We start from the raw sequence: 26,422 nt of genomic DNA on the forward strand, positions 1-26,422 counted from the left end.
GATCAGACCTGCAAAATCGAGGAAACGAGGAGCTGGGTATAGGGCTCGCGCGGATCGTCGAGCACGCGGTCGGTCAGCCCCTGTTCGATGACGGCGCCGTCCTTCATCACCATCATGCGGTGCGAGAGAAGGCGAGCGACGGCGAGGTCGTGGGTGACGATGATGGCGGCAAGGCCGAGGTCATGAACGAGACCACGCACCAGATCGAGCAGGCGCGCCTGAACCGAAACGTCGAGGCCGCCGGTCGGCTCATCCATGAAGACGAGGCGAGGGGATGTGACGAGGTTTCGGGCGATCTGCAGGCGCTGGCGCATGCCGCCTGAGAAGGCGCGCGGCTGGTCGTCGATACGGTCGATGCCGATTTCCACCCGCTCCAGCCAGTCGCTGGCGGTGGCGCGGATGTTGCCGTAGTGGCGATCGCCGACGGCCATCAACCGCTCGCCGACATTGGCGCCGGCAGACACGGTCATGCGCAGGCCGTCGGCCGGGTTCTGGTGCACGAAGCCCCAGTCGGTACGCATCAGGAAGCGGCGCTCGGCTTCGCCCATGCGGGCGAGGTCACGGTACTGGCCGTCGCGCATGTGATATTCGACGATGCCCGACGTCGGCATCAGGCGCGTCGACAGGCAGGACAGAAGCGTCGTCTTGCCGGAGCCGGATTCGCCGACGATGGCGAGCACTTCGCCGGCATAGAGCTCGAACGAGACATTGCGGCAGCCGATGCGGCTTCCGTAGAACTTCGAGACGTCGTTCACTTTCAGAAGCGGGAGCGTACTCATTCTGCGGCCTCCTGGCGTGCGAGCATGTGACCTGCATGGCCACAGGCGCGGCGGTCTTCGCAATGATCGGTATCGGAGCAGACGAACATTCGTCCGCCCTTGTCGTCGATGATCACCTCGTCGAGATAGACGTCCTCTGCGCCGCAGAGCGCGCAGGGCTTGTCGAACGTTTGGATCTCGAAGGGATGGTCGTCGAAATCGAGGCTGACGACGTCGGTATAGGGCGGCACGGCATAGATCCGCTTTTCGCGGCCAGCGCCGAAGAGCTGCAGCGCTTCCGACATGTGCATCTTAGGATTGTCGAACTTCGGCGTCGGCGACGGGTCCATCACGTAGCGACCCTCGACCTTCACCGGATAGGCATAGGTCGTGGCGATATGGCCGTTGCGGGCGATGTCCTCGTAGAGCTTCACATGCATCAGCCCGTATTCCTCGAGCGCATGCATCTTGCGCGTTTCGGTCTCGCGCGGCTCAAGGAAACGCAGTGGTTCCGGGATCGGCACCTGGTAGACGAGCGTCTGACCCTCGGAGAGCTTTTCCTCAGGGATGCGGTGGCGCGTCTGGATTATCGTCGCCTCTTTCGTCCGGGTGGTGACGGCGACGTCAGCGACCTTCTGGAAGAAGGCGCGGATCGAGACCGCGTTGGTGGTGTCGTCGGCGCCCTGGTCGATGACCTTCAAGACGTCCTGCGGACCGAGGATCGAGGCGGTGACCTGCACGCCGCCGGTGCCCCAGCCATAGGGCATCGGCATTTCGCGCGACGCAAATGGAACCTGGTAGCCGGGAATGGCGATCGCCTTCAGGATCGCGCGGCGGATCATGCGCTTGGTTTGTTCGTCCAGATAGGCGAAATTATAGGTAGCAAGGTCGTTCATCGCTGATTACCCTTGAGTGTATCGACCGCTGATGAGGCCAGGATTTGAGCGAGATTTTCGTCTGGGTGATTGGGATCTTCGTGCTTTGTTCGGCGGTTGCCGGCCTGTTCGGCATTGCCCGCCGGCCGTAGCGCGGGCCGGACAGCAGGGCGCGTAAGAACGACGGAGGTGGCGACGCCGGTGGTGTCTATGCCGGTGACGGCGGCGATTGTGGTGGCGGGGATGGCGGCGGCGATTGAGCCGCCAGAGCTGACGGCATGCCCGATCATTCGGCCGCCTCCCGTTGTACCTTCGGTGTTTCACCTGAATTCGCGGCCTCGTAATCGCGGCGCATGCGGCGCACGAGATCGAGTTCGGCCTGGAAGTCGACATAGTGCGGCAGCTTCAGGTGCTCGACGAAGCCGGTCGCCTGGACGTTGTCGGCGTGTGAGATGACGAATTCCTGGTCCTGGGCGGGGGCGACGATGTCCTCATTGAATTCGTCGGTCCTGAGCGCCCGGTCGACCAGCGACATCGACATCGCCTTGCGTTCGCTCTGGCCGAAGACGAGGCCATAACCGCGGGTGAACTGCGGCGGCTGCTTGGCCGAGCCCATGAACTGGTTGACCATCTGGCATTCGGTGACGCGGATCGAGCCGAGCGAGACGGCAAAGCCGAGTTCCGGTAGGTCGAGTTCGACCTCCACTTCGCCGATACGCACTTCGCCGACGAAGGGATGGGTCCGGCCGTAGCCACGCTGGGTGGAATAGGCGAGGGCCAGCAGGAAGCCTTCGTCGCCGCGGGCGAGTGCCTGCAGGCGCAAGTCCCGGGCCATCGGAAACTCCATCGGCTCGCGCGTAAGGTCGCCCATGACATGGCCCTCGGGCATCTGGCCATCACCCTCGATCAGGCCTTCGCCGTCGAGAATGTCGGAGACGCGCATCACATGCTCACCTGGCTCCTTGACTGCCGGTTCTTCGACCGTTTCGTCGGCGATCAGTGATGGGTCGAGCAGGCGGTGGGTGTAGTCGAAGGTCGGGCCGAGGAGCTGGCCGCCCGGCAGATCCTTGTAGGTCGCCGAAACGCGGCGCTCGACCTTCATGTTGGCGGTGTCGACCGGTTCGGAGTAACCGAAGCGCGGCAGCGTCGTGCGGTATGCGCGCAGGATGAAGATCGCCTCGATCATGTCGCCGCGCGCCTGGCGGACGGCAAGGGCTGCGAGCGCACGGTCATAGAGTGAGGCTTCCGCCATCACTCTATCGACCGCAAGGCCGAGCTGCTCGACTACCTGGTCGATAGTGATGGAGGGAAGGCTACGGTCACCACGGCGGCGATCGGCGAGAAGGCGGTGGGCATTGGCAATGGCGGCTTCCCCGCCCTTGACGGCTACATACATGGCTCACGCCTCCTTGAGCGAAAGACGGGTGGTGCGCGGCAGGCAGACGAGCTTGTCGCCGGTCGTCAGCACGAGATCGACACCGCGCGGAAAAATCGCGCGATTGGACGTCCAGAATTCGAGGAAGACATCCGGCAGCCCCTTCACCGCAACGTCCGTTACGTCCTTGATGCCGGGGCCCTTGGCGGTCAGTACCGGGCCGCCGGTCAGCGCCTCGACTTCGATGACGAGTGTCGTCGAGCGGTCCGGATATTCCTGTGTGCCGAGCGAGAACTGATCGAAACCGGGGAAGGCTGCGCCCTTTTCGATGAAGGCAAAGCGCGCGTCGGTCTTGCTGGTGGTAAGCGGAGCACCCGTGTGGAAGGCGATCCACTGCGGAACGGCCGATTTGGAAAGCGCCGGCGTCAGCCAAACGGGCGTGTCATGGTCGCACAAGGTCAGCGCCACGGCGCCGGCGGCCGCAGCGAGCGGAGCGGGGGGCGTGCTGGTCGCGCCAAGGCGCTTGATCGTGCCCGGACGTGCAAAGCCATCCATCAGGTCGCGGAAGACGGACTGGGCTGCAAAGACCGGATCGGCAAAGGCGCCGGCGTAAATCTGCGAATGGCTGGCCATCAGTCGTCTCCCCGGACCATGGTGAAAAAGTCGACGCGGGTGGCCGCAGTCTCCTCGGCCTTGCGGCGTTCTTCCTGGGCAAGCCGGTCAGCCACGCGGCCAAGCAGGGCATCGACACCGACCCTGTCGCCGTCACGTTGGGCAAGGGCGTCGAAGATGGCCGCGAGCCGCGCGCGCTGCCGGTCCGTGCCGAGCAATTGCCCGTGGCCGATCTCGCCAGTCGAAAGGCGGATTGTGGCACGCGAAACGGTGGCTTCTCCGAGATTGAAGGCGTCGCCGCCGCCACCGATGCGGCCGCGCACCATGACAAGGCCGGTTTCAGGACCGCGGACCGGATGAACGTCCGGCTTGTCGGCCAGCGCTTCCCAGGCGGCGCTGAGCTCGTCGAGGGTTGCGCGGGCGAGCAGCCCCATGGCCTTCTTGCGCGCCGGATCCGGCGGGCTTTCCTGTTTCAGCTTCGCATCCATCATTTTCACCTCAAATGTCTATTGATCTAGACAACTGTACATCTTATACTTTTCCATAACTTCCGCAAATGACAGGCTTGTGACATGCCAATGCGAAAAGATCCGGCGACGAGAAAAGTGGTGGAGCGCCAGACGGGGGTCGCTCTATGGCGGCAGATCGCCGACCGGATCCGCCTGGCCATCAGCAATGGCGACTATGATGCGACCGGCATGGTGCCGCCGGAAACGACGCTCGCCGGCGAGTTCGGCGTCAATCGACACACGGTCAGAAGCGCGCTGGCGGCGCTTGCCGAAGAGGGGCTGGTGCGCGCCGTCCAGGGGCGCGGCACGATGATCGAGCGCAAGGAACGGGTGAGCTATCCGATCTCCAAGCGCACGCGCTTCTCGCAAGGTCTCGGCCGCCAGGTGAAGGAGATCGGTACGCGGCTGCTCGGCCATGCCGAACTGCCGGCGAGCGGAGAGGTGGCAAAGGCGCTCGGCATTTCGCCGGGCGATCCTGTGACCGAGCTTCGCACCGTCAGCAGCGGCGATGGCCGACCGCTCTCGGTGTCATCGAGCTATTATCCTGCGCATCGCTTCCCGCGCATGGCCGAGGAATTCGAACGGCTGCACTCCGTTACCAAGGCCTTTGCAGCCCACGGCCTGGATGATTATGTACGCGCCTCGACCGAGATCGTCGCCCGGCATGCAGATGCCGAGGAGCTTTCGATGCTGAAGCTCTCGCCCGGCGCAATCGTGCTCGAAGCCCAGTCGATCAACGCCGATCTCGGCGGCAAGCCGATCGAGTATTCGCGTAGCCGTTTTGCCGCTGACCGGATGAAGCTGCGGATCGAGACTTAACTCGCCTCGAATAAGAATAAGCGAAGCCGCCGATGATTATCCGCCACAAAGCCGACTGAAGAACGCGTGGATTAGCCGCGTAAGTTAGGGTCGACAAGCTTGACTTTCTCAACACCTTCAAGGGCCCCTAGGGCGGCACGAAGCTCCTGCGCTTCCTTGTACAAAAGGGGAAGGTGTATTTTTACAGCTAGGCTGCGCGTGAGCATAGTGGAAGAGAACCTACGCATATCTCGGGGCTCGATAGCTTGAAGTGCTCTATCCAACACCATCTTAACCCAATTGGCCACCTTTAACAGGTCAGCATCCTCGAGCGGGTCAAGGAAGATTTCCATGTCGAAAAGCCGTCGATTCCCTGTATGAGTGTTTTCTTCCGCCGTGACATAAGACAAATTTGGAGCGTAGGTCATCCACCGCTTTTTCGGCTCTAGCAGGCGAATTCCAGATACCCCTGGTAGGGATATCAGTGCGTTCGCAATTTCGTCATTCATGTCTTCAGCCATGGTGTACAACTCAATATCAACTCCGTTGTCCACGATGTAGAACGCGTCCAAAGGGATCATTGGTTGAAGTTGTGAATATACCATGTTCTTGAGAGCCGCTCTGCTAACAAGGCTTTTGGGCTCAACCTCTATATTATAGCAAACGCCTCTATATTTTTGTTTTATAAATTCGCCTCGATCGCTGTAGAATTCCTTTGTCGCTTCATTTATCTTGGCAACTTGAGTTATTGTTCGAGGATCAATCTTAGTGTTGAAATGCTGCTCGGAGAATCTAAGGAAACTCTCAGTCGTATACATATGGAAGTGATCCACATCTGCGGCTGATTTCATTTCTGCCTTGAGTGCTGGTAGAGGACCAATCGTCTTTCCGGATGTGATTTGCCACCAATCTTCTTTAGTGTCATCGGTGATGAAGATAAGTGATTTGAACCCTGCACTTTTCGCGTGCTCTAAAACTTGCAGCCAAAGCAATAAGTCACCAAACTTCGCTTCGTACCGGATCCCCCGGAAATGGTGTACATCTTCCTTTTTGGCATCCATGAAACCCGGTGGAATTTTACGCTCGTACCGATCCTGACCGTCGGCGCACATATTCTCAACGGCCTCCTTCGAAGGCTCAGGACCTATTCTTCCGTTCAGCAGCTTATCGACTTTCTCACGAATTTGATCGTGTTCATGGACGGCAGGCTGTTTATCACTTAGGGGCTGAAGTTTCTCGACGTATTCATCCACAAGCTTCTTAACATCCTCGACAAGCGTACCTTGTTCGATCAGTGGATGCCGCGCGCTGAATAGCGATTTCATCTTCGATACAGAATTTGTCAGTTCATTCTTGATAGTATCGAACGCCTTCTTTTGCTCTCCGATCACGTCCAATCGTTTTCTTTGATACTCAAACGCGGCTTGAAAAGGCATCCACAGCCTGTCGGCGACATTATGCAGCGACTTCAGGAGGTCCTCTCGCACCGTGCCGGGATATCGATAGAGATTGAGAACAACATTCGCATCAATCACAAAAAGACTCTCTTTCCAAAGAGCCTTCAATTCATCGTCGGTAGGCTTATAGAACTCAGAGAATGTAGGTTTCATAAGGTGCACTGCCGGTTTACTCAGCGATGTGATCTCGCTGCGACTCGTTGCTTGTACTTGAGCAATACTGCACGCCTAGATTTCGGAGTCGAGCACGTTAAGCAGGCCGTCCGGCATAATCTAACTGAGCGGAAGGTTGTCATTGGCGACGGTCACAGCTTTTATTTCCGCTAGGGCTGCAAGCACAGGGCTTCCCCGTCAGGAAATAAGGCAAGGGCCGCATTTCCGACGCGTTTTTGCCGCATGACCGGAGCCTGCATCAGGAACCGCGCATTCGGGACTTCTCTAAGGGGGAGAATGGCAATGGCGACGTGGCGACCCGATCCATCCTTCTATCCATCACCGCGGATGGCGGCCAAGGCCCCAAAGGAGACGCTCGCCTACGTGGCGGCTTTCGATCCGGACCGAAGACGACCGGACGCGATCGCGGTCGTCGATGTCGATCCGGCGTCGCCGAACTATTCGCAGATCGTCGGCAAGGTCGATATGCCCAATGTCGGCGACGAGTTGCATCATTTCGGCTGGAACGCCTGTTCCTCGTGCCTGTGCCCCAATGCGCCGCATCCGCATGTCGAGCGCCGCTATCTGGTGGTGCCGGGCCTGCGCTCCTCGCGTCTGCACATCATCGACACCAAGCCGGATCCGCGCAATCCGAAGATCGTGCGGGTGATCGAGCCCGCCGAAATTGCCGAGAAGGCGAACTATTCACGGCTGCACACCACCCATTGCGGGCCTGAAGGCATCTACGTCAACGCGCTTGCCGATCGCGACGGCAAGGCGCCCGGCGGCATTTTCCTGCTCGATCATCAGAGCTTCGACGTTCTTGGCCAATGGGAAATGGATCGCGGGCCGCAGAAGCTCGCCTATGATTTCTGGTGGCATCTCGGCCACGACACGATGATAACCAGCGAATGGGGAACGCCCGATACGTTCGAGAACGGGTTGGTTCCCGAGGTGCTCCTTGGTTCGAAGTACGGCCGGCGCTTGCATTTCTGGGACCTGCACAAGCGCAAGCACGTGCAGGAGATCGATTTTGGCGAGGAACACCAACTCGTCTTCGAATTGCGCCCTGCGCACGACCCGACCAAAGCCTATGGTTTCGTCGGCTGCGTCATCAGCCTCAAGGATCTCTCGGCCTCGATCTGGACGTGGTATCGTGACGGCGACAAATGGGCGGTCAAAAAGGTGATCGAGATCCCGGCAGAACCGGCCGATCCGGATCTGCTGCCGCCGGTGCTGAAAGGCTTCAGCGCGGTTGCGCCGCTTGTCACCGACATTGACCTGTCGATGGATGACCGCTTCCTTTACGTTTCGTGCTGGGGAACCGGCGACATGATCCAGTACGACGTGTCCGACCCCTTCGCACCGAAGGAAACGGGACGAGTCCGCATCGGCGGCATCGTTTCGCATGCGAGCCATCCGAAGGCGAAGAACGGCGCGCTCAACGGTGGGCCGCAGATGGTCGAGATCAGCCGTGACGGAAAGCGGGTGTATTTCACCAATTCGCTCTATGGCGCCATCGACCCGCAGTTCTATCCCGAAGGCATCGACGGATGGATGGTCAAGCTCGATGTCGCCGATGGTGGCGGGATCGCGTTCGACGAGCGCTTTTTCGTCGATTGGCCAAAGGGCCACCGACCGCATCAGGTTCGCCTCGAAGGCGGCGACTGCTCGTCCGATTCCTATTGTTATCCGTGAGGAGGGAGCTGTGGTGCAGCCCGGTCACGAGGAATGACGGCAGTCTGGCCATGGCTCTCGCTCGCCGGCCTCGGCGCCTTTCACGGCCTCAATCCGGCGATGGGCTGGTTGTTTGCCGTGGCACTCGGGCTTCACCGGCAAAGCAGCCGGGTCGTCTGGCTGTCCCTCGCGCCCATCGCGGTCGGTCACGCGATCTCGGTCGCGACCGTGCTGGCGGTGTTCGCAGCATTCGGCTCGGTGCTCGATCCGAACACGTTCAGGATCGCTGCGGCCTTGCTCATTCTCGCCGCCGCCGGCTACACCGCCGTGTATGGCCATCGCCACCGCGTCCGGATCGGGATGCGGACTGGCATGGCGGGGCTTGCACTCTGGTCCTTCCTGATGGCGACGAGCCACGGGGCCGGCCTCATGCTGGTGCCGGCGGTGCTCAGTCTCTGTCTTGCAGGTCACGCAGGCGACTTGGCGATGGCAAGTTCGCTGCCGATCTCGCTCGCGGCCGTCGCGGTGCATAGCGTCGCGATGTTGACGGTGACCGCCGCGCTGGCGCTTGCCGTCTTCGCCTGGTTCGATCTTGCGATCCTGCGTTCGGCATGGATCAATTTCGATCGTCTTTGGTCGCTCGCACTCGGGGCAACCGGCGTCGTTCTTCTCATCCAATGAAACGCAAGGCAGCCGCCTACTAACGCTGCGATTTCACATAGCTGATATAGCCACGGACATCGGCGGCGGGCTCGGCATAGGCAGGTCCGAGCGCTCGTTCGATATTCGCCATATAGGCTTTTGCCCAGTCCGGCAGGGCATAGTCGATCGCGGCCAGGAACTCGAGCGTTGCGGCGAGCCGGATATCGGCGATCGAAGGCTTGGCACCCCCGATGAACGGCTTGTCGCCGATGTAGAACGTCCGGAATACCTCAAGTGGTTCCGCAAGGGCTGCAACCGCCGCCTGACGGGCGATCTCCTTCGTCGCCGCGTCGGCATCGCTGCAGCCGACTTCGCCCGCGTAAAGCGGAAAGTTCAGCGCCGGATAGGTTGCGCGGGCGAGATAGGGATAGAACGTGCCGATCAGATAGAACATGGCGCTGTCGATCATCGCGCGTGCTTCTGGTTCCCTCGGGTAGAAGTCATCCAGCCCATGTTTGTTGCAGAGGTACTGCATGATCGCGCAGCTTTCCCAAAGCGCGCCTTTGGGCAGGTCCGCCGTCTCGATCATTGGTGTCAGGTGCGACGGCGCCCGTGCCAGATATTCTGGCGTGCGCGTCTGGCCGTAGACATCGTTTTCGCTGAAATCGAGATTGGCTGCCCTGAGAAACACGCGCGCCGTCATGTTGTTAACGCTGGGCTTGATGACGTTGAGCTGGATTGCGGACATGGCATTCCTCCCTTTTGAGCGCCATTCGACAGGTGCCGCTCTTGCTTGAGCCACCTGCGCAAATCGAGCGGCCTTTCCCTGCGCCGACCGATGCTAGCGTCGGCCGTACGGGTCTTTTGCCAGGCGATCGGGCGAAAGCGTCGGTCGCGTGCGCTCGACCAGCGCCTCGATCGCATCGGCAAGGTGAACCTCGGCAATGTTGTAGTCGCCGCGAGCGATCCTGATCTTGTGGGCTTCCATCAGCACCTCGGCGTGGCTGTGGCCCGCAGGCGGCTCGAAGCGATAGGACGCCAATTCGACCAGCAATCCAAGCGGATCCTCGAAGTAGATCGAATCCATGAAGCCGCGATCCTTGACACCGCTGTGCCGGATCTTTCGCTCGTCGAGCCGCTCCACGGCCTGGTTGAATGTCGCGCGCGAAACGGCAAAGGCTATGTGGTGCACGCAGCCCATGTCGGTCGGGGTGCGCTCGGGATCTGGCGTGCGGTTCTCGTCGGTGAAGACGGTGATCAGGCGGCCGTCGCCCGGATCGAAGTAGAGGTGGCTTTCGCTCGCCCGGTCGAGGTTCGGTTGCTCGAAAATGAAGGGCATGCCGAGCAACCCTTCCCAGAAATCGATCGACGTCTGCCGGTCGGCCCCGACAAGCGTGATGTGGTGAACGCCTTGCGATTGCAGTTTGCGCATAGCCGGCCTCCCGGGTTCGGCGGAGAATGTGGGCCGAATGGCTCCTGGCCCCGCTTTCCACCGCATGCAATTGTCGCCCGTCGCGGGCAGAAGGCAAGCGCCAATCACAGGGGAATTGGCGGGCGGCGAACGTCTTGTGGCCGGGCAATGCACAGCTTTGAGCCCAGTTGATCTTGACCGCCTTCGATTTGGTTGTTTTTCTTGTGCGTCGCAATCAAAGAATGTGTCGAGTTGTGTCTGCCGGTCAGCGACGAGGAGGGAAGCATGAAGATCCTGTACGAGGCCGGCGTCGCCGGTCTGTTGCTTCTTTCCGCTGCCGCTCCCGTCAGGGCTGATGGTGATGCGTTTGTCGGACAGTGGCGGCAATTGACCTCCACTGCCGGGCAGTGCGACAAATGCTATATCGGCATCGTCCGTCACGGCGACCTTTTGACCGTCAGCAGCAACAACGGCTGGCAGGCCGTGGCGAACGTCGATCGTTTTGCCGACCTGCCGCTTGCTGCAGGCAAGGGACAGTGGCAGCCAACCGTTTCCGGCGCCTATGGCGGCAGAAGCTTCGGCATCCAGTTCGTTCGGCGCGGCGGGCAACTGCAGATGTTCATGGTGGTGTCGCGCGGTGATGGCGCGCCCATGTTCATTCGCGCGACCTTCGAGAAGAAGCCGCCTGTCTCCGACGAGGGGCAGCAGCAGATTCACCGCATCTGATGCAATTCGCCGTTCACCGGCCGGCGGCTCTCCTCAAAAGCCGGCAAAGTCTTCATCGTTCGACGACGGGCAAGCGCCACTGGTGTCCAAGGCCGCGGCGACTGCAGCCCATGTTTCAGAAGGTCTCTTTCGACAAGACCCTGCACTGCTGAGCCGTGCCTGCAGAGGATATCCAATGATGCACAGTTTGAAGCTCAGGCCGATCCGCAGCGCGGATCTGCCCTTGCTGGAGGCGCGGCTCCAGCGCGAATTCGACAACCCTGATAGCGGCACAGCCTATCCGAGATGCAAGACGGGAGGGGAGCTCATCGCCGAGTTCAAGCTCTACGGTTTGGACTGGCAAAGGGGGCTGAGAATCCTTGAAGCGGCGGATGGAAGACCGGTCGCCGCCTTTGGCCTTCTCTATAGCCCCGAGGATCTCGGGAGTAGGACGATGATAAATCGCAACGAGGCTGCGGTTGCCGTTGGACCCTATCGTTTTGACGAAGCGGCCGTCGCGACCGAGGACGTGCTGGTTCTTATGGAGCGGCTGGCAGGCCGGCGCTTTGGCTTCCTCAGGCTCTGCGTCAGCGCTGCAAATCTCGGCCTGCGCGAAATCGTCCTCAACCGAGGCTGGGTGGAGGGGCGCGAAAATCTGGAAATGGGTTGGGTTGCCGAGGGTCAACCGGAGGCGGAAGGGCGTGACGCTTGGACCGTGCAAAGACTGACTGGCCGTGACGATCCTCGCTTGCCTCAGCTTGCGACTTTGTTGGCAGACCATTTTCAATGGGATGACGACTGCGCCGGTCGGTTGAGGGAATATCTGGCGGAAGGGTATCACGCTGGATATGTGCGCGATGACAACGCCGTTCTCGGTGCGGCGGTCTGGCTGAAGGTCGCGGATACGGATTTCGGGCGGCTAGAGTACTTGGCCGTTGCGCCCGAAGCGCGCCGTCGGCAGATCGGGACCTCGCTCGTCCGGGCGACGTTGGGCGATTTGCGATCCGCAGGGTGCAGAGAGGTTTTTCTCAGCATGGATCCGTCGGCAACGGCCGCTCGTGCGGTCTACGTGGCGCAGGGCTTCGTTCCGACGCTCCGATATTCCACATTCGAGCTTTCCTTCTGAGATCGCTTTCGCCACAAAAACCGTCTCCGGTACGCGTGTTTTGATTTCCGCGGCAAACTTTCCTATCTTCCGGCTGCAGCATCTGCTGGGTGGATGGAGGACATATGCCGATCGTACGGCGATCGAAGATCAGGCAGCGCCTGCTGATCATTCTTGTCACCGGTATCGGCGGCATGGCGGCGGCTGCGATTTCCTTTGCTTCGGCGGTTTATGATGCAGCCAATCCGGTTCCCGTGCCGGTCATCGGCAAAGGCCAGGCGGTCGATACGGGCCGGTGGCGAGTGACCATCAACGGCGCCCAGATGTCGTCCCTGCCGCCGACCGGCACGAAACCGTTCGAACCGAAGCGGTTCCTGCTAGTGGATCTCGAGGTCGACAACCGGTCCGTCGCCACCAGTAACGGCTTCATGAACCTGGTCACGATCCAGTATAACGCCGCTCCGCCGCAGCCCAAGCCCACCTATTACCTGGCGCGGGACAAATGGATCGCCAGTGCGATCAATCCGAACATGCCGGAAAGACTGGTCGCGGCCTGGGAGTGGCCGGCGGACCGCCCGGAACCGCAGACGCTTTCGCTGGCGATCGGAAAACAGATCTACAAGCCGCGCGACAATCTCTACGGCGCGCCGAATTGGTTCGATGACGGTGAGGCTGCGGTCGTTGAACTGCCGGTCACGCAGGCTGCGGAGACGACGGAGCAATGATGTCGGCTTTCCGTACGCTGCTGCTTTGCGGCCTTGCGATCGCCGCGCTCTATACGATGCGAAACAGCACGCCCGGCTACGGCGACATCACCGCGCCGATCGCCATTCACGGTGCTGTCGGCGAGCGGGCGGAAACGCGCGACTTCGCCTTCGGCGCGGCCAATGTGCATCTGGCGCGCCAGCTCAAGGTCGAAAGTTTCGGGCGGGTCAAGGACTACTCCACATCCGGTGTCTGGCTGCTCATCGAGGGAGCGGCCGTTGCCAAGACGGAAACGATGACGTTGATGTCTGCGGAATGGCTGGCGGGCAATGGCCTGCGCTATGCGCTGAGCCAGCGGTTTTCGACCGTGCCGGGCTATCTGCCGACGGAGCGGCTCGAGCCCGGCCTGCCAAGGCCGGTGCTGCTTGCTTTCGAGCTACCCGAGGCGGCCGTCGACAAGGGCACGCTGCTCGTCGCACGCAGTCGTGTGTCGCCGCTCGCCGAGGAACTGTCGATTGCGCTCGGCGACAAGAAGCCGGCCGAGATCAAGTCGACCGTCACCATTGCGCGCAGCGGCAGCGGCGCGCCCTGGACGCTGGCCGCGCGGTGAGGGAGGGAGTCATGAGCGAGAAACGCACCTTCTGGACCTGCCTGCTGGCGCTGATTGTCGCGCTGCCGCTCGCTTTCGTCGCCCGCGCATGGGACAGCCTTCTTGAGAGCCAATGGCTCGCCGCGGAAATCGTCGTCGAAGATGGGGCAGCGCGGGCCTTCGCCGGCGGGCAATGGAAGCTTGTGGATATGCGGCGCCTGCCGCGCACCGACGACGCACGCGTTATTCTCGCCGAATTCGAGGCATCGTCGATCGATCTCGCCGCCTTGTCGAAGGGCGCCTGCCGCGTCCGGCTGATCGACGGCAAGGGCCGTCAGTTCGAACCGGTCACCCTGACCGAGCCGATCGTGCGGAAGATGTATCCGGAGGTGGCCGAGCGTCCGCGCTGCAGTGTCCTGGCTTTCGCCGATGCCAAGGCCGGCACGGCCGTCCGCATGGCCGAGAGCTTCATCGTTCCGGCGGAGGCGCGGGACCTTTCGCTCCGGATCGAATATCCAGGCGCCAGTGACGAGACGCTGGTGTTCAAGTGGACGCGTAGTTGATCTCTGCCTTATCGGCCTGACGGGAAACGGCATGTTCGAGCATCGCTGCCAAGAGGGTGATGCGCAGGGCATCGAGCACGATGCCGCCGTTGAGATCGCTGGGACTGCCGATGATAAGGCTCAAGGCATCGAAAACGAGCCGCCAGCTTGCAAGATCAACCACGTCCAGCGTCCGTGTCGCTGCGTACCAGGTCCAGGCGCCAAGCCAGGTAATGGCATTGTAGGCGACGATGAAGGCGAAAAGTGCCGCCAGCCCCGAGCCGAGCGTCAGCTTCAGGCAGGTCCAGATCGGCGCATAACGGGAGCGATAATCGCTGACGAAGTGGTCGAGAAAATCGGCGACCCATTTGCGTAGCGTGCGGGCGCGGCGCGGCTTTGCCGATGCAGGGCGAGTGCGCTGTGTTGCGCTCGAAAGCTCGTAGCCGTTGATGATGGCCGCCATGACCAGCCAGATGACCGGAAGGAGCGCATAGAAGAACAGGCCCGACGCCTCGTTGCTCCAGTCAGGCTTTCTCAGTTCCACCGGCACGAAGGTCTCGGCGGCGTACGCAATGCCGGTGAAGGCGAAGCCGTTCATGCTCAAAAGCTTGCCGGCGCCAAGCCAGGTGATTACCTGGTCCTTCCAGACCGACAGGCCGTAGAGACCGATGAAGATCCAGCTGGCATCTGCGGCCACGATCAGCAGACGCCAGAGGGGCGCTTCGCTCCGCTTGCTCATGCGTTTTGCGCCCCAGCGCAACAGCCAGCAGAGCGCGATTGACACGAGAACGCCGCGCGATCCCAGAATATCGAAGAAGTTGGCTTTTTCGCCGAAAGCCACGGCAGCAAGTGCCGACCGCGAATATTCGCGCACGGTATCGCCGAGAAAACCCCAGGCGGCGTAGTAGGCAAAGAACGGCAGCAGGGCAGCGGCGGTGACGGCGAGCAGCCTGCGCTCGGCCTTCGGCGCCTTTGTCTCGACAGGCGCTGCCGCCGGTTGCTGGCGGAGCGCTTCGAGTGCCGGCAAGCCTGGTCGAAGGACCATGAACATCAGCACGATGACGACGAGCTTCGCCAGCACGACGAGGGAGAGCGTGACCATGCCACCAAGCGGATGCTGCATCCCGATCCAGACCGCTGCCCGCATCAGGAGATCGTGCGCGATCGCGCCGCAGGCGCCGATCAGCAGGAGCTGCGGCCAGAAGCGGGCGAAGAGGCGCGCCATCAGGGCAAAGGGTCCGAACACTTCGGCGATCGACGTCATGCCGACACCATAGTTGCGTCGGCCGGTAACGACAACCGCTCGGGGCGAACGGAGAGACAATGCCCTCCGCGTCGCCCGGCATCAGATGTTGCGGCGCTTGCCCTCGATCAGGTCGAGCACGGCGCGGGCCGCATCGAGCACGTTGGTGCCGGGACCGAAGACCGCCGAGACACCATTCTCCATCAGGTAGTCATAGTCCTGGCGCGGGATGACGCCGCCGCAGATGACGATGACATCCTCGCCACCGCGCTTCTTCAGCGCTTCGGCCAACTGCGGCATCAGCGTCTTGTGGCCGGCGGCAAGCGAAGAGACGCCGATGACATTGACCTTGCTCGCAAGCGCCATGTCGGCGGCTTCCTCCGGCGTCTGAAACAGCGGCCCGGCAAGCACGTCGAAACCGATGTCGCCGAAGGCGGATGCGATCACCTTGGCGCCGCGATCATGGCCGTCCTGGCCGAGCTTGGCGACCATGATCTTCGGCTTGCGGCCGAGTTTCGCCGAGACTTCGTCGAGACGTCCCGAGAGCACTTCGAGTTCCGGCTCGCCCTCATAGGCTTTTCCGTAGATCTTGCTGACGACCTTGGGCGTTGCGGCGTGGTCGCCAAAGGCGCCGCGCATCGCATCGGAGATTTCGCCGACGGTGGCGCGCGCCCGTGCAGCTTCGACGGCGGCCGCAAGCAGATTGCCTTCGCCGGTCTCGGCGACCTTTGAAACCGCAGCCAGACTCTCTTTCACCTTCGCGCTGTCGCGGCGCCGCTTCGTCTCCTCGATCCGGCGAATCTGCGCGGCGCGCACGGCACTGTTGTCGATTTCCAGGATGTCGATCGGCTCTTCGTTGTCGAGGCGGTACTTGTTGACCCCGACGATGATCTCCACACCCTTGTCGACGGCTGCCTGGCGGCGCGTTGCTGCCTCTTCGATCAGTCGCTTCGGCAGGCCGGCGTTGACCGCACGGGTCATGCCGCCCATCGCTTCGACCTCCTCGATCAGCGCCCAGGCCTTTTCGGCGAGTTCGTTGGTCAGGCTTTCGACGTAGTAGGAGCCGGCGAGCGGATCGACGACCTTGGTGACACCGGTCTCGTGCTGCAGGATCAACTGCGTATTGCGGGCGATGCGCGCGGAAAACTCCGTCGGCAGCGCGATCGCTTCATCGAAGGAATTGGTATGCAGCGATTGCGTGCCGCCGAGGGCCGCCGACATTGCCTCAAACGCGGTGCGGATGATGTTATTGTACGGATCCTGCTCCTGCAGCGAGACGCCCGATGTCTGGCAATGGGTGCGCAGCATCAGCGATGACGGCTTCTTCGGCTCGAACTCCTGCATGATCCGGGTCCAGAGCAGGCGCGCCGCCCGAAGCTTCGCCGCCTCCATGAAGAAATTCATGCCGATCGCAAAGAAGAAGGAAAGCCGGCCGGCGAATTCATCGACGTTCAGCCCCTTGGCAAGGGCGGCGCGCACATATTCGCGCCCGTCGGCAAGCGTGAAGGCGAGCTCCTGCACCAGCGTCGCCCCGGCTTCCTGCATGTGATAACCGGAGATCGAGATCGAGTTGAACTTCGGCATCTCCTTCGCCGTATACTCGATGATATCGGCGACGATGCGCATCGAGGGTTCCGGCGGGTAGATGTAGGTGTTGCGGACCATGAACTCCTTGAGAATGTCGTTCTGGATCGTGCCTGAGAGCTTGTCGCGCGAAACGCCCTGTTCCTCGCCGGCAACGATGAAGGAGGCGAGGATCGGAATGACCGCGCCGTTCATGGTCATCGACACTGACATCTCGTCGAGCGGAATGCCGTCGAACAGGATTTTCATGTCTTCGACCGAGTCGATCGCAACCCCTGCTTTGCCGACATCGCCTTCGACGCGCGGATGATCGCTGTCGTAGCCGCGGTGGGTCGCAAGGTCGAAGGCGACGGAAAGACCCTTTTGTCCGGCCGCGAGATTCTTCCGATAGAAGGCGTTCGAAGCTTCGGCCGTGGAGAATCCGGCATATTGGCGGATCGTCCAGGGACGCCCGGCATACATGGTCGCGCGCGGGCCGCGCACGAACGGCTCGAAGCCCGGTAGTGACGCGAGATGATCGATACCGTCGAGGTCATCAGCCGTATAGAGCGGTTTCACCGCAATGCCTTCTGGCGTCTGCCAGATGAGGCTTTCCGGCGCGGCCTTCAGTTCGCGCTCGGCGAGCGTTTCCCAGTCCTTGATGGTTTTTTCGGTCATCGGATGTTCTCCCGGGTGATGGCGTCGACGGCGCTCGCCATCATTCGAATTCCATGATCAGTTCGTCGACCGCGAGGCTGGCGCCGGCGGCGACCGCCACGCGCTTGACCACGGCCTTCTTTTCGGCGCGCAGGATGTTTTCCATCTTCATCGCCTCAACCACGGCAAGCGCCTGTCCAGCCTCGACCGTATCGCCGGCCTTGACCGTGACCGAGGTGATCACACCCGGCATCGGGCAGAGCAGCATGCGCGACGTATCCGGCGGCAGCTTCTTCGGCATCAGCCGCGCCAGCTCCGCAACCCGCGGGCTTCTGACGTGCGTAACGACGTCGATGCCGCGCCAGCGGAGCCGGATGGCGGTTCCGACCGGATCGACTTTGACGCTCAGGGGTTCATTGTCGATGTTGAAGGTGGCAAGGGTGCGACCAGGCACCCAGTCTCCGGCGATGGTAACCAAGCTGCCATCGGCAAATCGGACGAAGGCGCCGTCGGCGGATGACCCTGCCGTTACCGCGAAGGCGTGATCGCCGAGGGTGACCACCCAGTCATGGCCGACGACGCGGCGGTGATTGCCGATCGTCCCGGAAATCTGGCTGGCGCGCTCTTGCAGGTCCTGATTGACCGAAACCGCGACGGCGGCAAGCTTGCGCAGCGCCGGCGCTTCCGCCGCAACGCCATGGAAGCCGTCGGCGAATTCTTCCGCGATGTAGGCGGTCGTCAGCCGACCTTCTCTAAAACGCTGCTGCTGCATGACGGCCGACAGGAACGGCAGGTTATGGCCGATGCCTTCGACTTCGAACTGATCGAGCGCGTCGGCCATGGCCTCGACTGCCGTCTGCCGGTCCGGTCCCCAGGTGCAGAGTTTGGCGATCATCGGGTCGTAGAACATCGAGATCTCGCCGCCCTCGAAGACGCCGGTGTCGTTGCGCGTCACAGTGCCGTTGTCGCTTGTGCCCTCGACCGGGGGACGATAGCGCGTCAGCCGGCCGATCGACGGAAGGAAGTTGCGATAGGGGTCTTCGGCATAGAGCCGGCTCTCGATCGCCCAGCCATCGAGCTTCACGTCGCCCTGGCCGAAGGCGAGCTTTTCGCCGGCGGCAACCCGGATCATCTGCTCGACGAGATCGAGCCCGGTGATGAGTTCGGTCACCGGATGTTCCACCTGCAGGCGAGTGTTCATTTCGAGGAAGTAGAAGTTGCGCTTGCCGTCGACAATGAATTCCACGGTGCCGGCCGAGTGGTAGCCGACGGCCTTGGCAAGCGCGACCGCTTGCTCACCCATGGCCTTGCGGGTCTCGGCGTCGAGGAAGGGCGAGGGGGCCTCTTCGATGACCTTTTGGTTGCGACGCTGGATCGAGCACTCGCGCTCGCCGAGGTAGAGCGTGTTGCCGTGCTTGTCACCGAGCACCTGGATCTCGATATGGCGCGGCTCGGTCACGAATTTTTCGATGAAGATGCGATCGTCGCCAAAGGCATTCTTCGCCTCGTTCTTCGACGACTGGAAGCCCTCGCGCGCCTCCTGGTCGTTCCAGGCGATGCGCATGCCCTTGCCGCCGCCGCCGGCCGACGCCTTTATCATCACGGGATAGCCGATCGAACCGGCAATCCGCACCGCCTCCTCGGCATCCTCGATCAGGCCCATGTGGCCCGGAACCGTGGAGACACCCGCTTCAGCCGCGAGCTTTTTCGAGGTGATCTTGTCGCCCATCGCCTGGATCGCGCCAACCGGCGGGCCGATGAAGGCAACGCCTTCTTTCTCTAGAGCTTGCGCAAAGGCGGCATTTTCGGAGAGGAAGCCATAGCCCGGATGAACGGCATCGGCGCCGGTCTTGCGGATAGCGTCGATGATCTTGTCGATAACGATATAGGACTGCGCGGAGGGCGACGGTCCGATATGCACGGCCTCGTCGGCCGTGCGCACATGCATCGCATCGCGGTCGGCGTCGGAATAGACCGCGACCGTCGCGATGCCGAGCTTCTTTGCGGTCTTGATGACGCGGCAGGCGATTTCACCACGGTTGGCGATGAGGATTTTCTTGAACATTTGTTTCTCTTTCAAATCCTGAGGACTGCGCGTCAGCGTTTGAATTTGCGGCGATAGGGCAGCAGCGCGATCGACGATGCCGCTGCAGCGCCGCCGAAGAGCAGCGCGAAGGGCACGATGACCATGAGGGTGGCAAGCACCGGGCTGGTCGAGCGAGCGATGTGCGTGCCGACCGCGCCGATATTCAGCCAGATCAGTGCGCTAGCCGTGATTGCTCCGATTGCAACGCCGATCAGCGCGTTGACCGTCATGTAGCGCAGCATCTGCCAGTGGTCGCGTCGGGCCTCTTCTGGCGTCATCACGCGTTCCGGCTCCCGTTCCATCGTCGCCTCCATCAGAGCGGGATCGTGTCGTGCTTGCGCCAGCGGACATCGACCTGCTTGTTGCGCAGCGATGCAAAGGCACGAGCAATGCGGCGACGCGACGAATGCGGCATGATCACCTCGTCGATGAAACCACGCTCGGCCGCCACGAACGGATTGGCGAAGCGCTCCTCGTATTCCTTCGTGCGCGCCGCGATCTTCTCGGCGTCGCCGAGTTCCGAGCGGTAGAGGATCTCGGTCGCGCCCTTGGCGCCCATCACGGCGATCTCGGCGGTCGGCCAGGCATAATTGACATCGGCGCCGATGTGCTTGGAGGCCATGACGTCGTAGGCGCCGCCATAGGCCTTGCGGGTGATCAGCGTCACCATCGGTACGGTCGCCTGGCTATAGGCAAACAGCAGCTTGGCGCCGTGCTTGATGACGCCGCCATATTCCTGCGCGGTGCCGGGCAGGAAGCCGGGCACGTCGACCAACGTCAGGATCGGGATCGAGAAGGCATCGCAGAAGCGCACGAACCGCGCGGCCTTGCGCGAACTGTCGATATCGAGGCAGCCGGCGAGCACCATCGGCTGATTGGCGACGACGCCGACCGTCTGGCCTTCCATGCGGATGAAGCCGGTGATGATGTTCTTGGCGAAGCTCTGCTGCAGCTCGAAGAAATCGCCTTCGTCGGCAAGCGCCAGGATCAGCTCCTTCATGTCGTAGGGCTTGGTGGCGCTATCGGGGATCAGGCTGTCCAGACGCAATTCGAGCCGCGCCGGATCGTCGTGGAAGGGACGAACCGGCGGCTTCTCCCGGTTGTTGAGCGGCAGGAAATCGAAGAGTAGCCGGACGTGTTCCAGCGTTTCGATATCGTTCTCATAGGCCGCGTCGGCGACGGAGGACTTTTTCGTGTGGGTGCCCGCACCGCCGAGTTCTTCGGCCGTGACGATCTCGTTGGTCACGGTCTTTACGACGTCGGGCCCGGTCACGAACATGTAGGAACTGTCCCGGACCATGAAGATGAAGTCGGTCATGGCAGGCGAATAGACGGCGCCGCCGGCGCAGGGTCCCATGATGACCGAGATCTGCGGGATGACGCCCGAGGCTTCGGCATTGCGGCGGAAGACCTCGGCATAGCCGGCCAGCGACGCCACGCCTTCCTGGATGCGGGCGCCACCGCTATCGTTGAGGCCGATGACCGGCGCGCCGTTGCGCACGGCCATATCCATGATCTTGCAGATCTTCTGCGCATGCGTTTCCGAAAGCGAGCCTCCGAGCACCGTGAAGTCCTGGGAAAAGACATAGACCTGGCGGCCGTTGATTGTGCCCCAGCCGGTGACGACGCCGTCGCCCGCGACCTTCTGGCCTTCCATGCCGAAGTCGACGCAACGGTGCGTGACATACATGTCGTACTCTTCAAAGGAGCCTTCATCGAGCAAGACCTCGATGCGTTCGCGCGCGGTCAGCTTGCCCTTGCCGTGCTGGGCGTCGATCCGCCGCTGGCCGCCGCCGGCTCTTGCTTCCGCGCGGCGGGCTTCGACCTGTTCTAGTATGGCGCGCATGGTGCCCTCCCGATTTTTTGATGCCCGGCTTTTTCAATGATTGTGCAGAGGCGCTTCGACCTTCGCAATAGCGTCGAAGGTTGGATGGAAAAACGTCCCTTCATGTGCAAATGTGAAATAGAGAAATTTGTGAAACGTAAATTGCAAAGTTGCAAACATGGCGATCGGCAAGCTCTATATCGGCCGCAAGGTCCGGGAAATGCGGGAAGCAAACAAGGCGACACAGGGCCAGTTCGCTGAACGCATCGGCATTTCCACCAGCTATCTCAACCAGATCGAGAACAACCAGCGTCCGGTTTCGGCGGCGGTTTTGCTGGCGCTTGCCGAAAAATTCCAGATCGATATTGCCGAACTTTCGACAGGAGAGGGCGATCGCCTGCTTTCGGCGCTCTCGGAGGCGCTCAGCGACCCCCTGTTCGAGACCTATTCGGCCAGCCTGCAAGAGCTGAAGCTCGTCGCCCAGAACGCACCGGGGCTGGCGCATGCGCTGATCACCTGCCACCAGGCCTATCGTCGCAACAGCGAACAGCTTGCAAGCATCGACGACACCATCGGCCGCGGCGGCCCTTTCGTCGAAACCACGCCTTATGAGGAAGTGCGCGACTTCTTTCATTTCGTCGACAACTATATCCACGAGATCGATATGCTCGCGGAGCGGCTGGCGAGTGAACTCGGGCTCGGCGAAGGCGACAATCACGCGGCGCTGGCAAGCCACCTGGAGCAACGCCATGGCGTCCGTGTCGTCCGCGGTGCCGCCGGCGACGAGGCCATCCGCCGCTTCGATCCGCGCGCCCGCATCCTGACCCTCAACCCCTATGCCCCGCCCGCGACGCGCGATTTTCAGATCGCGCTGCAGATCGCCCAGCTTCATGCCCGGGAGGAGATCGACCGGGTGGCCGGCAGCGCCGGTTTCCGCACCGAAGAGGCCTATGAGATCTGTCGCATCGGCCTACAGAACTATTTTGCCGGTGCACTGATCCTGCCCTACCAGGCGTTCTTAAGGGCCGCCCGCGACCTGAGACACGATATCGAGCTGCTCGCTGCCCGCTTCGGCGCCTCATTGGAGCAGGTCTGCCATCGCCTCTCGACCCTGCAGCGGCCGGGGCAGAAAGGCATCCCGATCTTCTTTGCCCGCATCGATCGCGCCGGCAACATCACCAAGCGCCATAGCGCCGCGAAGCTGCAATTCGCGCGCTTCGGTGCCGCCTGTCCGCTCTGGAACGTGCACCAGGCTTTCGAGACGCCGGGCCGGATCATCCGGCAACTGGCCGAAACGCCCGATGGCGTTCGCTACCTCTGTCTCGCCACCCAGATCACCAAGGGTGGCGGCGGTTTCCGCGCCGCACAGCCGCGTTATGCTCTGGCGCTCGGCTGCGAGGTCTCCTACGCCGACGCCTTCGTCTATGCCGACGACATGGATCTCGGCAACCGCGCCGCCTTCGACCCGATCGGCATTTCCTGCCGTATCTGCGAACGGACGAAATGCGCGAGCCGCGCCGTACCGCCCTTGAAGCGTCGCCTGATTGTGGATCATGACTTACGTGGCGCTCTGCCGTATCGTCTAAGCGAGAGTTGATCGGTGCTGTCTGTTCATTTTTGAACAGACCCTGTGAGAAGTTGCATCTGGGCCTGGCGGAAAGTTGGTGTAACTAGACCTCAATTGCCTGCAGCGACGCGCGTCCTCTGAGACGCTTAAAGGTCGCTGTAGCGCTTTGAGTCACTGCAGGTTTAAAGGAAATCTGCAGCCGGTATGCGGTCAGGGAGGACATGCATATGGAATTTCGCCTGTCGGAGGAACAGGAGGCCATTCGTCAGATGGCGCTCGATTTCGCCCGCGACGAGATCGCCCCTCACGCGATCGACTGGGATCAGCAGAAGCATTTTCCGGTCGACACGCTGCGCGGTGCCGCAGCGCTCGGCATGGCCGGCATCTACGTCCGTGACGATGTCGGCGGCACGGGCCTCACGCGCCTCGATGCTGCAATCATCATCGAAGCCTTGGCGACCGGCTGCCCGGCCGTCGCCTCCTTCATGTCGATCCACAACATGTGCGCCGGCATGATCGACCGCTACGGTAGCGACGAGCAGCGCCAGCGGCTGCTGCCGAAGCTTTTGACGATGGACGTGCTCGCAAGCTACTGCCTGACCGAGCCCGGGTCCGGTTCGGACGCGGCCGCGCTGAAGACCAAGGCGGTCAAGGACGGCGACAGCTATGTCCTGACCGGCCAGAAGCAGTTCATCTCCGGCGCCGGCGAATCCGGTCTCTACGTGATCATGGCCAGAACTGGCGAGGACGGCCCCAAGGGCATCTCGACCTTCATCGTCGAGAAGGACGCGCCCGGCCTGACTTTCGGTGCCAACGAAAAGAAGATGGGCTGGCACGTGCAGCCGACCCGCGCCGTCATGCTCGACGGCGTGCGCGTATCCGCTGAAAATCGCCTCGGCGGCGAAGGCGACGGCTTCAAGATCGCCATGGGCGGGCTCGATGGTGGCCGCCTGAACATCGCGGCCGCCTCGCTTGGCGGTGCTCAATCCGCCTTCGAAAAGGCGATGGCCTACGTTCAGGAGCGTCGCGCCTTCGGCAAGGCGATCGGCGAATTCCAGGCCCTGCAGTTCCGGCTCGCCGATATGGCGACCGATCTCGAAATCGCCCGCACCTTCCTCTGGCGCGCCGCCTCGGCGCTCGATGCCGGTGATCCGGAAGCGACGAAACTCTGCGCCATGGCCAAGCGCTTCGTCACCGACCGCTGCTTCGCCGTCGCCAACGACGCGCTGCAGCTTCATGGCGGCTACGGTTATCTCGCAGATTATGGCATCGAGAAGATTGTCAGGGACCTCCGGGTGCACCAGATCCTTGAGGGCACCAACGAGATCATGCGCCTCATCGTTGCGCGTTCGCTTATCGGCCGGAAATAGGCCAGAAACGGGAAAGACCGCTCATGGAAATGCAGACGCCAGCACCGGAAGTGATCGTCGAGCGCCAGGGCGCGATCGGTCGGATCCGTCTGAACCGCACGCGCGCACTGAACAGCCTCAACGTGCCGATGATCCGGTTGATCGCTGAAGCGCTGACCGCATTCGAAAACGACCCGGCAATGGCCGCCGTGCTTGTGACCGGTGAGGGCGAGCGCGGGCTCTGTGCCGGCGGCGATATCCGCATGATCTATGAGAGCGGCCGCGAGCGCCCGGAGGAGGGCGCCCAGTTCTGGCGCGAGGAGTTCGTCGTCAACAGCCGGATCTCCAGCTACCGCAAGCCTTACATCGCCATCATGGACGGCATCGTCATGGGCGGCGGCGTCGGGATTTCCGCCCATGGCGGCCATAGGATCGTCACCGAGCGCACCCGGCTTGCCATGCCCGAAACTGGCATCGGTTACTTCCCGGATGTCGGGGCCACCTGGCTTTTGCCGAAGGCGCCCGGTGAATTCGGCACCTATCTCGGTCTCACCGGCCGGGATATCGTTGCGGCCGACGCGATCCATGCGCGGCTCGCGGACAGTTTTGTCGCTGCGGACAGGCTGGAGGTCTTGATCGCTGATCTTGCCGCACTCGCGCCGAGCGCGGGCAGCGCGGATGTCGACGGCGTGATTGCCAAGCATGCTTCGCAAGCGCCGGCAACGCCGCTTCAAGGCCATCTTGCCCTGATCGACCGTTGCTTTGCCTTCGATACGATCGAAGAGATTCTCGCGGCGCTCGAAGCCGATGGTTCTGATTTCGCCAGAGAAACGCTTGCGCTCCTGAACTCCCGTTCCGCGCTCAGCATGAAGCTGACGCTCGATCTCCTGCGCGCCGGCCGCCGCAGCGCATCGCTGAACGAATGCCTGGAGCGGGAGTATTCCGCGACGCTCGGCATGCTCGGCAATCCCGATTTCTACGAGGGCGTGCGCGCCGCGGTGATCGACAAGGACCGCAATCCGAAATGGTCGGTTGGGCTCTCCGATGTCACGCCGGCCCTGCTGTCTTGCTTCGACGGGAAGGATCATCCACCACTGTTCTAGCGCCTGAGGACGGGGCGCGGTTCGGCTTCGGCCGAGTTTCAATGCGAGGAGGAATGCCATGACGAAGATCGCCTTTATCGGGCTCGGCAATATGGGCGGTCCGATGGCCGCCAATCTGGTGAAGGCGGGCCATGCGGTGACGGGCTTCGACCTGTCGGAAGCCTCGCGCAACGCCGCGGCGAAGACCGGCGTTTCCGTCGCGGGCTCGATTGCACATGCGGTGCGCGGCGCCGAATGCGTCATCACCATGCTCCCGGCCGGCGCCCATGTCCTCTACGTCTGGGATGAGCTTCTCGGTTTCGTCGATCCGGGCACGCTGCTGATCGACAGTTCGACGATCGACGTCGATAGCGCCCGCAAGGCGCATGCGCTCTCAGAAAAGATCGGCTGCCCCTCGCTCGACGCGCCGGTTTCCGGTGGCACCGGCGGTGCTTCGGCTGGCACTTTGACCTTCATGGTCGGCGGTAGCGACGAGGCTTTTTCGCGCGGCAAGCCGCTGCTCGACGCCATGGGCAAGAAGATCGTCCATTGCGGCGGTGTCGGTGCGGGCCAGGCGGCAAAGATCTGCAACAACATGATCCTCGGCATTTCCATGGCCGGTGTCTGTGAGGCTTTCGTGCTGGCGGAGCGTCTCGGCCTGTCGCACCAGGCGCTGTTCGACGTGGCGTCGACATCGTCCGGCCAGTGCTGGTCGCTGACGACCTATTGCCCGGTGCCGGGCCCGGTTCCGACCTCGCCGGCCAACAACGAATATAAGCCGGGCTTTGCCGCAAGCCTGATGCTGAAGGACCTGAAGCTTTCGCAGCAGGCGGCGAGTGCCGCTGGAGCGACGACGCCGATGGGCGCACAGGCGGCGCAGCTCTATTCGATGTTCGAGAAGCTCGGTCATGGCGGTGAAGACTTTTCGGCTCTGATCCGTCTGCTGCGGGGCAACGACGAGGCCAAGGCCGGTTGACCCACCTTTGCCGGCCGTTTTCCGCCCGTTTACCCGGGCGGAAAGTGGCCGTTGCTGCTTGTGGATAGAAATACTGTTTATTTTCAATGTGTTGTTAGAATTGTGTCGGGTCGATGAAAATCCCTGTTGACGTCTGTGAGGGCGGGGGTCTATAAGCCCGA

At 62.0% G+C, this 26,422-nt stretch carries 26 protein-coding genes; 12 read left to right on the forward strand and 14 right to left on the reverse strand.

The window, feature by feature from the left end; translation table 11 throughout:
- Positions 1-2 precede the first annotated feature (2 nt).
- The 6 genes from phnK to phnG are packed head-to-tail and all read right to left on the reverse strand — an operon-like array spanning position 3 to position 4,108.
- On the reverse strand, positions 3-779 hold the full coding sequence (gene phnK / locus IB267_RS26530) for a phosphonate C-P lyase system protein PhnK (RefSeq protein ID WP_043623284.1): 777 nt from the start codon (positions 777-779) through the stop codon (positions 3-5).
- Complete coding sequence (locus IB267_RS26535; protein WP_192450500.1) at positions 776-1,654, reverse strand: alpha-D-ribose 1-methylphosphonate 5-phosphate C-P-lyase PhnJ; 879 nt, start codon at positions 1,652-1,654, stop codon at positions 776-778. Before IB267_RS26535 ends, phnK begins: the two co-directional genes overlap by 4 nt.
- Positions 1,651-1,923, reverse strand: coding sequence for a hypothetical protein (locus IB267_RS26540; RefSeq protein ID WP_192450501.1), 273 nt, complete (start codon positions 1,921-1,923; stop codon positions 1,651-1,653). The genes IB267_RS26535 and IB267_RS26540 overlap by 4 nt, the downstream gene beginning before the upstream one ends.
- Complete coding sequence (locus IB267_RS26545; RefSeq protein WP_192450502.1) at positions 1,920-3,029, reverse strand: carbon-phosphorus lyase complex subunit PhnI; 1,110 nt, start codon at positions 3,027-3,029, stop codon at positions 1,920-1,922. The genes IB267_RS26540 and IB267_RS26545 overlap by 4 nt, the downstream gene beginning before the upstream one ends.
- A gap of 3 nt (positions 3,030-3,032) precedes the next feature.
- A complete protein-coding gene (gene phnH / locus IB267_RS26550; protein WP_192450503.1) occupies positions 3,033-3,641 on the reverse strand; it encodes a phosphonate C-P lyase system protein PhnH in 609 nt (202 codons plus the stop codon).
- Entirely contained in the window at positions 3,641-4,108 is a 468-nt protein-coding gene (gene phnG, locus IB267_RS26555) for a phosphonate C-P lyase system protein PhnG (protein WP_192450555.1), read from the reverse strand. Before phnG ends, phnH begins: the two co-directional genes overlap by 1 nt.
- Positions 4,109-4,198: 90 nt before the next feature.
- On the opposite strand from phnG, the gene phnF reads away from it, so the two are divergent.
- Positions 4,199-4,948 (forward strand): phosphonate metabolism transcriptional regulator PhnF, encoded by a 750-nt coding sequence (gene phnF, locus IB267_RS26560; RefSeq protein WP_192450556.1) that lies wholly within the window; start codon positions 4,199-4,201, stop codon positions 4,946-4,948.
- Between the two features lie 71 nt (positions 4,949-5,019).
- On the opposite strand, the gene IB267_RS26565 is transcribed toward phnF, so the two are convergent.
- Positions 5,020-6,537 carry a PIN-like domain-containing protein gene (locus IB267_RS26565; protein WP_192450504.1) on the reverse strand — a complete coding sequence of 506 codons (1,518 nt, stop codon included), beginning with the start codon at positions 6,535-6,537 and terminating at the stop codon, positions 5,020-5,022.
- A 303-nt stretch (positions 6,538-6,840) separates the two neighbouring features.
- Here IB267_RS26565 and IB267_RS26570 point away from each other — a divergent pair, with 303 nt between their 5' ends.
- Both IB267_RS26570 and IB267_RS26575 read left to right on the forward strand, forming a co-directional pair.
- Positions 6,841-8,235: a selenium-binding family protein gene (locus IB267_RS26570; protein ID WP_192450505.1), complete on the forward strand. Its 1,395-nt coding sequence runs from the start codon at positions 6,841-6,843 to the stop codon at positions 8,233-8,235.
- 33 nt (positions 8,236-8,268) lie between these two features.
- Positions 8,269-8,895, forward strand: a complete 627-nt coding sequence (locus IB267_RS26575) for a hypothetical protein (protein ID WP_192450506.1) — start codon at positions 8,269-8,271, stop codon at positions 8,893-8,895.
- A 19-nt stretch (positions 8,896-8,914) separates the two neighbouring features.
- Here the strand turns inward: IB267_RS26575 and IB267_RS26580 are convergent, their stop codons facing one another.
- Together IB267_RS26580 and IB267_RS26585 are read right to left on the reverse strand one after the other, a co-directional pair.
- Positions 8,915-9,604, reverse strand: a complete 690-nt coding sequence (locus tag IB267_RS26580; RefSeq protein ID WP_192450507.1) for a glutathione S-transferase family protein — start codon at positions 9,602-9,604, stop codon at positions 8,915-8,917.
- 93 nt (positions 9,605-9,697) lie between these two features.
- Positions 9,698-10,288 carry a VOC family protein gene (locus tag IB267_RS26585; RefSeq protein ID WP_192450508.1) on the reverse strand — a complete coding sequence of 197 codons (591 nt, stop codon included), beginning with the start codon at positions 10,286-10,288 and terminating at the stop codon, positions 9,698-9,700.
- A 264-nt stretch (positions 10,289-10,552) separates the two neighbouring features.
- On the opposite strand from IB267_RS26585, the gene IB267_RS26590 reads away from it, so the two are divergent.
- The 5 genes from IB267_RS26590 to IB267_RS26610 all read left to right on the forward strand — a co-directional run bounded on the left by IB267_RS26590 (position 10,553) and on the right by IB267_RS26610 (position 13,934).
- On the forward strand, positions 10,553-10,993 hold the full coding sequence (locus IB267_RS26590; protein ID WP_192450509.1) for a hypothetical protein: 441 nt from the start codon (positions 10,553-10,555) through the stop codon (positions 10,991-10,993).
- Positions 10,994-11,075: 82 nt separating this feature from the next.
- Positions 11,076-12,098 carry a GNAT family N-acetyltransferase gene (locus tag IB267_RS34025; protein WP_192450510.1) on the forward strand — a complete coding sequence of 341 codons (1,023 nt, stop codon included), beginning with the start codon at positions 11,076-11,078 and terminating at the stop codon, positions 12,096-12,098.
- Between the two features lie 104 nt (positions 12,099-12,202).
- Entirely contained in the window at positions 12,203-12,802 is a 600-nt protein-coding gene (locus tag IB267_RS26600; RefSeq protein ID WP_192450511.1) for a hypothetical protein, read from the forward strand.
- Positions 12,799-13,392, forward strand: a complete 594-nt coding sequence (locus IB267_RS26605) for a hypothetical protein (RefSeq protein ID WP_192450512.1) — start codon at positions 12,799-12,801, stop codon at positions 13,390-13,392. The genes IB267_RS26600 and IB267_RS26605 overlap by 4 nt, the downstream gene beginning before the upstream one ends.
- 11 nt (positions 13,393-13,403) lie before the next feature.
- The gene (locus IB267_RS26610; RefSeq protein ID WP_192450513.1) at positions 13,404-13,934 is read left to right on the forward strand and encodes a hypothetical protein; all 531 of its coding nucleotides are present in this window, start codon (positions 13,404-13,406) and stop codon (positions 13,932-13,934) included.
- Here IB267_RS26610 and IB267_RS26615 read toward each other — a convergent pair.
- The 5 genes from IB267_RS26615 to IB267_RS26635 are packed head-to-tail and all read right to left on the reverse strand — an operon-like array spanning position 13,915 to position 21,308.
- Positions 13,915-15,237 (reverse strand): hypothetical protein, encoded by a 1,323-nt coding sequence (locus IB267_RS26615; protein WP_246810849.1) that lies wholly within the window; start codon positions 15,235-15,237, stop codon positions 13,915-13,917. The genes IB267_RS26610 and IB267_RS26615 overlap by 20 nt on opposite strands.
- 21 nt (positions 15,238-15,258) lie before the next feature.
- On the reverse strand, positions 15,259-17,397 hold the full coding sequence (gene scpA, locus IB267_RS26620) for a methylmalonyl-CoA mutase (protein WP_192450514.1): 2,139 nt from the start codon (positions 17,395-17,397) through the stop codon (positions 15,259-15,261).
- Positions 17,398-17,437: 40 nt separating this feature from the next.
- Positions 17,438-19,441, reverse strand: coding sequence for an acetyl/propionyl/methylcrotonyl-CoA carboxylase subunit alpha (locus IB267_RS26625; protein ID WP_192450515.1), 2,004 nt, complete (start codon positions 19,439-19,441; stop codon positions 17,438-17,440).
- 32 nt (positions 19,442-19,473) lie between these two features.
- A complete protein-coding gene (locus IB267_RS26630; protein ID WP_246810850.1) occupies positions 19,474-19,764 on the reverse strand; it encodes a hypothetical protein in 291 nt (96 codons plus the stop codon).
- A gap of 11 nt (positions 19,765-19,775) precedes the next feature.
- Positions 19,776-21,308, reverse strand: coding sequence for an acyl-CoA carboxylase subunit beta (locus tag IB267_RS26635; RefSeq protein WP_192450517.1), 1,533 nt, complete (start codon positions 21,306-21,308; stop codon positions 19,776-19,778).
- Between the two features lie 157 nt (positions 21,309-21,465).
- Between IB267_RS26635 and IB267_RS26640 the strand changes: the two genes are divergently transcribed.
- From IB267_RS26640 to mmsB, 4 genes are all read left to right on the forward strand, one after another.
- Positions 21,466-22,884: a short-chain fatty acyl-CoA regulator family protein gene (locus IB267_RS26640; RefSeq protein WP_192450518.1), complete on the forward strand. Its 1,419-nt coding sequence runs from the start codon at positions 21,466-21,468 to the stop codon at positions 22,882-22,884.
- 197 nt (positions 22,885-23,081) lie between these two features.
- Positions 23,082-24,224, forward strand: coding sequence for an isobutyryl-CoA dehydrogenase (locus tag IB267_RS26645; protein WP_192450519.1), 1,143 nt, complete (start codon positions 23,082-23,084; stop codon positions 24,222-24,224).
- 23 nt (positions 24,225-24,247) lie between these two features.
- Positions 24,248-25,306, forward strand: a complete 1,059-nt coding sequence (locus tag IB267_RS26650) for an enoyl-CoA hydratase/isomerase family protein (RefSeq protein ID WP_192450520.1) — start codon at positions 24,248-24,250, stop codon at positions 25,304-25,306.
- Positions 25,307-25,364: 58 nt separating this feature from the next.
- A complete protein-coding gene (mmsB, locus tag IB267_RS26655; RefSeq protein ID WP_043625090.1) occupies positions 25,365-26,261 on the forward strand; it encodes a 3-hydroxyisobutyrate dehydrogenase in 897 nt (298 codons plus the stop codon).
- Positions 26,262-26,422 lie beyond the last annotated feature (161 nt).

The organism is Ensifer sp. ENS09 (assembly GCF_014852425.1).
Taxonomy (GTDB): domain Bacteria; phylum Pseudomonadota; class Alphaproteobacteria; order Rhizobiales; family Rhizobiaceae; genus Ensifer.